Raw genomic sequence first — 12,988 nt, forward strand, 5'->3', positions numbered from 1 at the left:
ATGAGTCGTAATAACAAGCACACAGCTCAGGAACAAATGTGGACAATTGAGCAATTAGAACCAAAATTATTGCTTTCAGCAGATTTAATGCCTGGGGTACAGGAGATTTCAGGAAGTATTGATCAGCCCGGAGAACAAAAGCAATACGAGTTTGTTATTACTGAAAAGACAAAATTCTTCTTCGATGGAATAGATAACAATAAAATGCAATGGAACTTACAAGGTTCTCAGTTAGGCAATCAATTCAGTACAACAAATTTCACCTCCCAAAGTCACCTCTTTTTAGATTTGCAACCAGACACTTATACCTTAACGGTAGATGCTTTAGATGATATAAAAACTAATTTTGAATTCCATCTCATTGGTGAAGAAAGTGCAGAGTCTTTAGCATTAAATAAAGACACAGCTTTAGAGTTAACTCCTGCATCGGGCACAGTGCTTTATCGTTTTGATGTACAGGCAGGTGACCGTTTATTTTTTGATTCTTTGTCAGTGCAACAGTCTTATGGATCCTGGAGTGTTTTTGATCCTGATGCAAAAGTAGTGGTAAATAAAAATAATTTATTGAATGATCTGGGATTTACAGCAACAAAGAATGGAACATATTGGTTAAGTATTGAAGGGTCAGAATTAAACGACACATTGCTAACGAACTTTAAACTATATCATTCAAGCCCTACGGTTCAGCCTGTACAAATTGAAGATAAAATTAATGCCGAATTTAAAGTGCCATCTCAACTCAATGTTTATGAATTGAATTTACAAAGTGATCAATGGGTTATATTGGATAAACTTTCGGCAGGCTTGAATAATTATACAATCACGATTAAAGATGAGTGGAATAAGGAAATTCGTGTAACAGATACAATAGCAAATGATATTAATTTTGCACCTCTGTTTTTGAAAGCAGGGCTGTACCGTATCGAAATTGGCAGTCTGACGAATATCTTAGGAAATTTTTCATTTAAAGTTAAATCAGGTTTGAATTCAGACGCAGAAATGCAACAAAATGGTCACGTGGCTTTTGATTCAAACTTAAATGAAACTAAAATTATTCAATTAAATTATGGCTTAGATCAAATTTACATAGACAATAATAGTCAGTTTTACACTGCAAGAATAGGTGAGCAGAAAGCCGAAGTCTATTCTTATACGTTATTAGAAAATGAAATATTAAAATTTACGACAGATAAGGTTGTTAATTTTAAAGTTTATGATAAAAATGGCATCGTGATCAAAAATGAAAATTCACAATCATTTGAATTTACTTCAAAAGTTGATCAAAAGTATTATTTTGCATTAACTACGGTAGATAACCAAAGTTTTAACATCTTTAATGATACTGCTATAGAAAATGAAAATGATGAATCTATTGAAGTCAAGATAACCAACTTGTATCAAGTCTCGCAAAATGGTAGCTATAATTACAAGGATGTGGGAAATCAGATAGGAGCTGCACAATTTTTGAATTTAAAAAGTAATCAGGATACAGTGCTAAAAGTTGTGCTTGGTGATAATGCGGATTCTAAAGGGGATGTGGATGTATATCGAATAATCGTTAATCAGGGTGATCAGCTTTATGTTTCAACACCAAATGGTAATGGTTTTGATGGCTACTTGACGATATTTGATAACAATGGAAATCGTATAGCTTCTACGGATGACAGTCCTTTAAATTATACTTTTAATAATTCAGGTGATTTTTTTCTTGCATTTCATGCTTATAGAGATAATGGTCGTTTTAATGTAGTAACTGGTGATAATTCAGGTGGGTATTATAATGCTGAGTTAAACTTAACTATTAAACTAACATCTGATAAAAAGCAAATATCAGTCAATAATAATCAAAATTTTACATATCGTGGTCTAAATTTTCCTGTTAGCTGGTATTTAACGGATGAGTTTGGAAACTTAAATTCCAAAGGAAGTTCTGCTTTAATTGATTTGGCAGAAAATTCGAAATATTTATGGCTGGTTCCAAATGCTGGAACAGAAAAAAAAGTTGAATATGAAATTATTGATGCGGGACATGGACAGCTAACGAAAGAAAATCAATTAACACTTAGTCAGGATGCAGTCTTAAATATTAATTTTAAAGGAGATGCTAATTATTCTAAAATAATTAATAATATTAATATTGAAAAGAGTGGATTATATTTTTTTGATATTGATAGCTCGAAGTATGCGATTGATACAAAAATTATTGGCAAAAATATCGAGTTGGATTTATTCAGAAATGATTCTGTCAATTTAAAACCAGTATATTTAGAGAAAGGTCAATATCAAGTTATTAGTTATAAAAATTTGATGGAAGACATAGATCAAAAATTCCTGATTTATTCCGAAAAAATAAATCAGGAATTATTGTTGGAAGCTGATACATCTGTATCAGTGGCAGGGTTTAATTCGAAAGTATTTAGTTTGAATGTAAGCAATAATAAAGAATATAAACTTATATTTGATCAAAATTTAAGTGTTAATACCAAAGTGACTGTTTGGGATAGTGTAGGTAATATTTTAGCTTCCAGTGATGTGGGTGCAACTGAACTGAGTTTTTTAACAACGTATCAAAAAGAAGTATTTATTGGAATCTCCAACCGCACTACATCTGAACAGGTTTTGTCGGTAAATATTGCCGAAAATACTATTCAAGTGCCATCTAAAGATACAGCGCAATCGATTCAGCCAAATGAAGTGATCAGTGTTACGACACAACAGGTTATTGAGAATCAATCTTTTGAATTTATTGTAAGTCAGCCTGATAGTTATGCCTTCACAATGGATAAATTATCATTCTCTCATGCAAAAATTTATAATTTAGAGAAAGGGTTGGTTTTTGATGGAGATTTAAGCACTCCTGGATTTGTACAATGGCTATCTGAAGGGAATTATCGTTTAGAGTTAACAGGTGTAAAACAAGCTGAAGCATTTACGTTTAAGATTTCAAACCAATCTGTAAATTTAGAAGAAAATATAGTCCAGGTCGCAAATTTTAGTAATCAATCGGCATTTGTTTATCAATTGAATTCCAATGAAAATAAAACATATTTTATTAAAGCTCAAAATGCTGCAAATTGGGATGGTTTAAATTATCGCATTTATGATTCGAGTGGTAAATTAACTCAAGGTGGTGTGTTAAGTGAAAATATTCTGAGCTTGAATTTGAATGAATATTTTGAAAATTATAAGATATTCATCTATTCATTAAATGGAAGTGTTGCACTTAATAATTTTCAATTTTCATTAATATCACAATCCTCTGAATCTAAAAACGTAAGTCTTGGTGAGGATGTTAAAATTGATTTTTATAAACAAAATCAAATTAATGTACTTAAGTTTAATATTGCTGAAGCAGGATTGGTTGAGTTTACACCAAATCAATCGGAGTACACTTATCAATTGTTTGATGAGTATGGAAATGAAATTACTCAGCAACTTTATTGGTATGGTGATAATAAATCATATTTTTTAAAACCTGGTCAGTATACTATTGAAGTAAAAAATATACAGGCTATTTCCAGTCAATCGCGTCAATTATCTCTAAAAATTTCAAATATTAAGGCGCTGGAGACGATTGCTGAAACGCAAGGTATTACTGTAACTTACAGTAATAGTGTACCTAATAAAGTTTTAAAACTAAATCTCACCGCAGGACAGGAGTATGATTTATCACCAAGTTATAGTTATATTTATTACTCTAATGAGAGTAGTGAGTATTCATCTAAAGTGAAATACTATTTGTATAACCAAGAAGGGTCTTTGGTTTATACGTTAATGGGTAATAAAGGGGCGAATTTTAAGGTTAAAGATTCTGGTCAGTATTACCTAGTTACATCTGCTCGTGAATATTCATATAGTAATATTAATGGTTGGAATTTTAGAGGTTATAATAATAATGTTACATTTAATCTGAAACAAAAGCAAACAGTTAATACCTATAGTGTTGGGATTTCGGTAATTGATAATGTTAACTATGTTGATAATAATCAAAAAATATACAGGTTTAACATTGCTGAAAAAACACAAATCAATTTAGCAACATTAGGCAATGGATTGGATTATATTTTAAAGCCTACATATTCTACAACTTCATTATGGACAGTAAATGCCGGAAATGCTTATGCAAACCAGGTAGTTACTTTGGAAGCAGGTAGTTATGATTTTGTTGTTCAAAATAATTTTAATTATGAAAATACTACGCGACAGTTTAATTTTACTATCACTGATTTAAAGCAAGCGTTAGATTTACCACTGGATCAGGGTATCTCTAAAACAGTCAATCAAAGTGCCGAAGCAACTGTTTGGAAAATAACTGGGAAGGCTGGTCAAAATTGGGTGATTGATACGCGTAATATAAATGACTATCGAAGTTCGGCATGGTACTTATATGATGATGAAGGAAATTATATAACGTCCAGTACTCAGTATTTTAATTATGATTATGCAGTAAAAGTAAATTTAAAAAAAGATGGAATCTATTATTTAGCACTACAAGGTTCAGATGAATCACAGCGGAAGCAACAACGTACTACAACGGTTAAAGTAAGTACGCCGCAGGTGATTACCCAGGACGTTCAATTAAATCAAACGATATCTGGTACATTGTCTGAAGCGGGCGAGCTGCATCAATATAAATTGCATTTAGATCAAGCACAAACTGTAATTTTAGATTCGGTATCAGGTGGTGTTGGATATGCCAAGTTAATCGATGCAAAAGGAAACCGTATAGGAATTAATCTGTCATCGAATCAGTATCAGGTGGTTTCATTGCCTGCGGGTGATCATTCATTCGAGTTTTATTCTGATCGAACAGGATTGGGAGCTTATCAACTCAGATTATTATCATTACACGACAATAACAAGGTAGTGGATAGTGTAGAACCTTTAAAAGAGAATCTGGCAGCAAATCAAAATATAGCAATATACGCATTAAGTGCAGAAGTTGGTAAAAAATATAATATAGATTTTGTGAACTCAAATAATTTATATTACACAGTTTTCGATGAATCTGGAAATATTCTGCTTAATAATTATTATTCAAATAATGGAGCTCCCTCTTTTATATCTAATGCCGCTAATCTATATGTTTTGGTGAAGCGTTCTGATGCAACTAAAATAGAAAAACAACTTACTGTATATGTGAATCCAGTAGAAAATAAAATACAACCACTTGTTTTTAATCAGGGAGTTTCTGGTACATTAGTCACGTCTGATAGTACGCATTCATTCCAGTTGAACGTAGATAGTGATGGTTGGTTGAATTTAAATGATTTAAAATTTAATCAATCTACTATGTATTTGAGATTGTATGGTCCGAGTAATAATTTAATATCTCAATATAATAATTTAACCACTCTGCAATCGGCAAAAGTCTATGTGAAAGCTGGGGTGTATCGTTTAGAAATAAGTTCAAATACTGATAATGATGCTGTTTATCAATTTAATGCCGGTTTTATTGCAGATGATAAATCTGGTAGCTTAGGTGCAAATATTGCAAGTGCGAAAGAATTATTCATTGAGGGTGAAGAAACCCTGTCTATAGATCAACCCGTACAAACAGATCGTTACTATCGTGTCATGTTGAATCAGGGAGACCAACTTTTTGCACGGCTGGAAAAGAGCCAGATTGTATTGCTGGATAAAAATGGTGCTCAATTAAATATTTTAGATCAGGAAGGCACATTTTCAATAGCTTCCACAGGTGTGTATTATTTAAAGATTTCAAGCACACAGGAACTGGTACAAAAAAGTCTGTATTTTGAGCGTCAAAGCCTGAAGCTGGCAGTGCCTGTGGATGCGGGTGATACATTGGCAACAGCGCAGGAGATTTTTGTAGCTCAGGGCACACAATTTACTTTGGAAACAGAGGTTGGTGATGGGTCGAATGTCAATAAAGATGTAGATATGTATCAGCTTATGCTGACGGCTGGTGATCAGTTGGTAATAAATGCATATACAAGTTCAAATTACCTAACTCGTATTTTTAATGCGAGTGGCCAACAAGTGTTCAGTTCTAATTATGGTGACACGAATAATAATTATTTTTACAATGTTAGTGATACAGGGATTTATTACATAGGCTTGAGTGGCTCGGCTAATCGTAATTATAGTGCAACGGATAATACTAATCTTGTTGCCGCATCAACAGGTCAAAACACAATTCAAATCACTCGTCGTATCGGTGCATTAAATCCATTTGTAAATTATATTTTACCACGAGTGGTGCCGAATGATTTTGTTTCAGAAGAAACATGGAGTGGAGCAGTTGCGAATAGCACTAAGGATCTGGATTTATTTTATTTTAAGGTGGAAGAAGCGGGTCTATATTATTTAGATCGAATTGCATTGAATTGGGATTTTTATAGCTATGGTTCCATCAAGGTAGTTAATTTGCAGGATCAGCAACAAGTACTTTCCAATTCGAATGGATTGGTCTATTTAAGCATGGGTGATTATGTCGTTAGAGGGAAATCTCAATATAATTCAGCTTCAGTAGGGTTTAAATGGATTAATATTAATGAAAATAAAATTGAAGTTGAACTGGGTCAGTCCGTAACAACAGGCAATAGTCAGTTACGACAAGCGAATAATATTTATGAATTTAATGTCACTCAGGCGGGTAATATACAATTTAACACCTTGGGCTATATTAATAATTATCCAATCTATAAAATTTATAATCAATATGCACAATTGGTGGTGTCTTCGGATCAGTCTTCTTCTATAGATTCAAATAGTATTTATTTGAACTCACCTGGTAAATATTATGTTGTTTTTGATATTACGAATAATTATTATTATGATGTAGATGGTTATAATTATTCAGGACAGGTTACATTTCAAATTGACTGGCTTGGTGAACAAAAAAATAGCAACACCCAACCGATTCTGTTGAACGGAATAAATACAGGCAATTTGACCAATAATAATCAGGCGCACTTTTATAGTTTAAATTTAGATAAAACAACCACTTTTTATTTGGATCAGTTGAATTATACAAATAATGATGGAGTTACACTTCAAATTTTTAATTTGGATGGAAGCCTAACTGGAAGTTATGCTTTAAATTCTTATTATAATCCAATTTCTTTAAGTGCAGGTCGGTATCAGTTTAAGGTTTCAACACAAGAGTTTGGTAATAAAAGTTATGGATTTAAGCTGGTTGATTTCACTCAGGTACAGCAAATTGAAAGTGGAACAGTTGTTGAAGATCGTTTGAAACCTTTGGGTGAAAAGCAAGTTTATCAGATTGAGGCGAAAGCTGGTGATCGAATATTTATAGACTTTGAAGACTTAATTTCAAAAACAACAGGTTATTATAATAATGTCTGGAAATATAACTATGCAACCAATTTAATTGTTATCGATCCTTATGGGCGGAAGCAAACTATTTCACGCTCCGAAATGGATAACCTGGGTTCAGAGTTTGTTGCAACGGTATCAGGAAAATACACGATTTTACTGGATGAGCGGGATGCTCGTGATATAGAGTTACCTTACCGCATGACGGTATATGTTCATGCACCTGCAGAGCCACTTATCATTGATTTAAATAATGCCCAAAGAAAAGCTGATCTAAGTGTTGGGGATCTATCTATACAAGCTGTACTACAGCAAAATATTCAATCGGGTAGTCTACTTGAAATTCAGTGGGCTGTAACAAACCTGGGGCTGCAGTCAACTTTTGGGGACTTTACAGATCGTGTTTTGATTAAGAATAAAGTAACTGGAGAGATTTTAGCACAAAGTTTATTGGCATATTCAGAACAGGAGTCAGGAAGTTTATTGCCACAACAGACAGCACTTCGTAAGGCTTTTATTCGTTTGCCAGAGGGTGTTTTGGGTGTGGGGGAGTTTGAAGTCATTATAGACAGTGACTATTACAATGCTCAAAAAGAAACGGTTCAAGCAAAACAGAATAATCATTTAAGTCAAAGTTTTGTAAGTACAATACGAGATTATCCAAATTTACAGGTCGATCAATTATTGTTAACACCTGGCGCAAACTGGCAAACAGGTGATAATGTAACATTAAGCTGGTCAACAAAAAATAATGGAAATACAGCTGCAGTAGGTTCATGGGTTGAACGAGTAGAGATCGTCAATTTAACCACAGGTGCTGTTATTTCACGCCAGGATATTCAGCAAAATAATCAAAATATCGCTGTAGCTGAATCTGCTTCCCATCAATTTACTTTTAAATGGCCATCAGAAAGTAATGCCATTGGCAGATTTGTGGTTACTGTAAAAGTTGATGCTTTAAATGCGATCCCCGAGTTTGATACAGCAGGTTCCTTGGAGTCGGATAATGAATCACGCATGGAAGTGGTTGCAGGTCCTGACTTGGTCATGAAGAATTTACAGATTGAACAGCAGCAATTACAAGCTGGTGATCTGGTGACGTTGAATTGGCAAGATTACAACCAGGGTAGTGTTGCGACACCGAAAAACTTCCAGGATAGAATTGTTGTAAGAGAGAAAAATTCAGATGGAACGCCTGGTAGGGTTATACTGAATTTTGCCGCAGCATTTACAGGCCAGGATGCCAAACCATTATTGGCGGGTGAAACACGTGATCGTCATTTTAGTTTTAATTTACCCGATGGGCTTGCAGGTGTGGGGCAGTTCATTGTCGAAGTTACAGCGGACAATAATATTGCTGGTCAGGGTGTAATTTATGAGGTTAATGAACTTGGAAATGCAGAATCCAATAATAGCCTGTCTACACAATTTGTTTCTACTTCGCAAACCTATGCCGATATAGCTGTCTCTAATATTGTTGTTCCAGTTGAAGCGGGTTCGGGTACTTTTGCTCAAATTCAGTGGACTGTATCTAATTTGGGCGAAAAAGCTGCGCAAGGTCAATGGGTAGACCGTATTGTATTAAGTCGGGATTCAATTATCGGAAATGCGGATGATATTTCACTGGCAAGTTTTAATCGCATTAAAGAATTGAATCCTGGTGAAAGCTATCAACAAAACACTGCTGTTAAAATTCCAACCCGCCTGGAAGGCACCTATTATATTGCTGTTATGAGTGATGTTAATCAGAGTGTTAAAGAGCCAGATACAAGGTTGAATAACCAGGCTATTTCTTCTCAATTCAATGTCATAAAAACTTTCTCTGATCTGGTTCCAGAAATTATTAGCTCACCTGTGGTACTGGGTGTGAATGAATCAAGCCGTATTACCTGGAAAGTAACGAATAATGGGAATTTATCGACAGATATTAATCGTTGGGTAGATACTGTTTATATTTCGACTCAATCGGTTTTTGATGCTAATGCGACAGTAATCGGTTCTGTCACCAGAGCAGGTGGATTGGCAACAGGTGAAGCTTATGAAGCATATTTGGATTTTTCACTCAATAAATTATTAGGGCAATATTATATATTTGTCAAAATAGATAGTTATGGCGCAGCCTATGAGCCTGAACATACTGCTAACAATACTGTGGTTTCCGCATCTGTTTCTCTGGAAGGCGAAAAATTACCAGATATTTTACTTTCTAATCTTCAGGTACAACCACAATGGCAATCTGGGCAAGTTGTTAAATTATCGTATTCACTGGAAAATCAAGGGACAGCAGATTTTACTGGTTTTGTATACGACAGTTTCCGCCTGGTTAATGTGAACGATCCAACTCAGATTTATAATTTGTCTGCTTCTCCTGCATCCTTTAATAGAAATATTGTTAAAGGTGGAAAAATAACCCAGGAGGTTAGTCTTACTGTTCCGAACCTTGCTTTAGGTCAATGGAAACTCGAAGTAAGTTCAGATGCAAATAATTATGTTCGTGAGCTAAATGTTGTAAGTCATATTGCAAACACGGTCATAGAACTGATTAGTACAGATTTAATTGCTGGAAATATTCAGACGACAGGTGTTCTGCAGGGTGGACAGGAGATTGAAATCTCCTGGACAACCTATAACCAGGGGGCAGCTAAAGCTGGAAATGTGAAAGATATTGTCTATCTGTCGCTAGATGATGTAGCTGATAGCAGAGATATCAAAATTGGAGAAGTCACCCATACGGAAATTGCCGGTCAGTCTTCTGTTTCATCAGTGCTGAATTATAAATTCCCGCTGGATTTGTCAGGCAAATGGCGCTTGATTATTGTGACGGATGCCAGCAATAACAATGCGGAAAAAGATGCAGAGGCTAACAATAAATATCTTCAGTCCTTGGATATTGCCAAAGCTTTATATGCCGATTTGGTGGTGACGGATATTCGTGTTCCTGAGCAGACTATTGCTGATCCGGCACTGCTCAAAGTGGAATGGACGGTTTCCAATATGGGAACCGGTGCAGGCATCAATACAACCTGGACGGATACAGTCATTTATTCTACGGACAATGTACTGGGCAATTCAGATGACATAATTTTAGGTAAGGTCGTTCGGGATGGTGCATTACCGAAAAATGAAGCTTATACCTCATCTGTAGAATATCGTTTTGGTCCGAATTTCACCCGAAATGGTTTTGTCTTTGTACAAACAGACAGCCTGAAACAGGTCTGGGAAAATGGATTGGAAGACAACAACACGCTCAAAGCGGATCATGCTGTCAATGTTATGCCAAAGGCTTATGCCGACTTGCAGATTGTTAATGTTGAGGTGGAAAATTTAGGCCAGTTTTACAGTGGCGCTTCAACGCGGATTTCCTGGACGGTTGCCAATAATGGTATTGGCATTACAGATAAAGACACCTGGGTGGACAATATCTGGCTGAGCAGTAATGCAGACGGTAGTGGTCAATTATGGCAGCTTGGATCTGTAAAACATCTGGGTTATCTGGCTACGGGTGGTGTTTATGAGCACAGCCTGAATATTCGATTGCCTGATGGCTTAAATGGGACTTATTACCTGAATGTGGCTACCGATTATGGTAATAATGTTTTCGAGTTTATCTACGATAAAAACAATAGCCATAATGGTGTATCAACCAGTATCCAGCTTGCAGACTATCCGGACTTGGTGGTTGAAAATATTATCCTGCCTGAATCTGCATTTGAAGGGCGGGAAATCGAATTTAGCTGGACAGTACGTAACATTGGCCTGAAGGATGCTACAGGCGCCTGGAATGATTCGGTACGACTGGTTTCCATAGATAACAGCAAAAATGCCATTGCACTGGGTAACTACAGTTATACCCAGGGTGTGGAAATGGGTAAAACCTATAGCCGCACGGAAAAAATCCGGCTGCCTGCCCGCCTTGAAGGGGCTTGGCGTCTGGAAGTCACCACCAATACAGGCAACCAGATTTATGAGCTGGCTGGCAATAGACAGAACAATATCCTGGTTTCTGATGGTGTACTGCGTGTTGACCTGAATGCACGTCCAGACTTGCGTGTGACAGATATTGAAATACCGGATTCAGTGGTTGCTGGTGGAAAAATCAGTGCGAAATTTACCGTATCCAACATGGGACCACTGGTGACATCATCCCAGTGGAAAGATTCGGTATATTTATCTCTGGACGGAAAACTCGGTTCAGATGACATTTTGATTGGTCGTTATAACAGTGGTTCAGCTTTGGCAACAACACAAAGCTATACCACCATGACTGAAGATTTTACCATTCCGCTGCGTTACCGTGGTGATGTGTACATTATTGTGGTGGCGGATCAGACATCTTCTGTGGATGAATATCCAAATGAAACCAACAATGTCCGTGTACAGAAATTATTTGTTGAGCCGGTTCCATTTGCAGATCTGGTTGCCAGCGATGTAGTTGCGCCTGATCAGGTCACACATGGCAGTAAAATTACGGTCGATTACAAGGTAACCAATAAAGGCTCGGCCAAAACTCAGGGTGACGACAGCAGTACTGCGAGCTGGGTAGACAGTATCTGGCTAACTGTAGATAAACGTCAGCCAAATCCTTCCAAAGGCGATATTAAACTCGGTGAAATTCGCCATACTGGACATCTTGAAATAGGGGAAGATTATTTAGGAAATCTGACGGTCACTATTCCAGAAGGAACCTATTCAGGGCAGTACTATATTACCGTCTGGAGTGATACTTATGATGTGATTCTGGAAGATACACTTGCCAGCAACATTAACCTGGATGATCCAACTCAATTTAATAACAATAATTTCAAGGCAAGAGCAATCAGCGTTCTGGGTTATACACCACCAGACTTTACCGTAATTGATGTTAAAGCGCCTGCGCTGACTCAGACCGGTAGTGCTTATCAGTTCAGTTATACCGTGAAAAACCGTGCAGATGAATTTGAGGGTAAATGGACTGATGAGGTCTGGCTGGCGGACAATGCAGACCTAGGCAAAGCCAAGATTAAATGGAAACTGGGTGAATTTACTCAGAACAGAAAGCTGGGCTATAATGAAACCTATACGGTAGAACAAAGTATTACTGAGCTGGCACCGTCTGTTTCCGGTCTATATCTGGTTGTACAAACCAATACAGGTCAATTGCTCAACCAGAAAAATCAGGTACGTACAGAAAAGGCTAAAGATAATAATGCATTAGCTATTGCTTCTGAGGTCATTAATGCACCGGCCGATCTGGCAGTGAAAGAAGTACTGGTCGATTCTCAAGTTTATTCTGGGGAAAAAGTCAATATTTCCTGGACGGTTGAAAATAAGGGTGCAGATGTTTGGGCTGGCACCCAGTCTTGGAGCGATTATGTACTGATTAGTGCATATCCAAACTATATGCCTGAATATTCTATAGTGATTGGTTCAGTGACTCATTCGAATGTTCAAGGGCTGAAGTCAGGACAGACTTATACGTCTACAGGACAGTTCAATGTACCTGCCGGCTATGATGGTAAATATTATATCTATGTGATCAGTGATGCGCGGATGGATTATTATGGAAAAATATATTATCCATCTGAAGCCCAGTCATGGCCAAGTTCAAATGATGGCGCATTAGAACATTACCTCTCCACCGTATTTGAAAAAGGTGCGGTATCCAACAATATCAATCAGACTTCACTGGATATTATTTATCGTGAGC

1 protein-coding gene (only partly in view) is annotated in these 12,988 nt (G+C 36.4%); it reads left to right on the forward strand.

Annotated elements, in window-relative coordinates; all coding sequences use genetic code 11:
* Positions 1-12,988 carry part of the coding region annotated (locus ACE01R_RS16445) for a CARDB domain-containing protein (RefSeq protein ID WP_395552585.1) on the forward strand (this coding region is incomplete at its 3' end). Its footprint extends 15,385 nt past the window's final position, so 12,988 of the 28,373 annotated nt are shown.

The sequence above is a fragment of the Acinetobacter sp. BSP-28 genome (assembly GCF_044130285.1).
In the GTDB taxonomy this organism is placed as follows: domain Bacteria; phylum Pseudomonadota; class Gammaproteobacteria; order Pseudomonadales; family Moraxellaceae; genus Acinetobacter.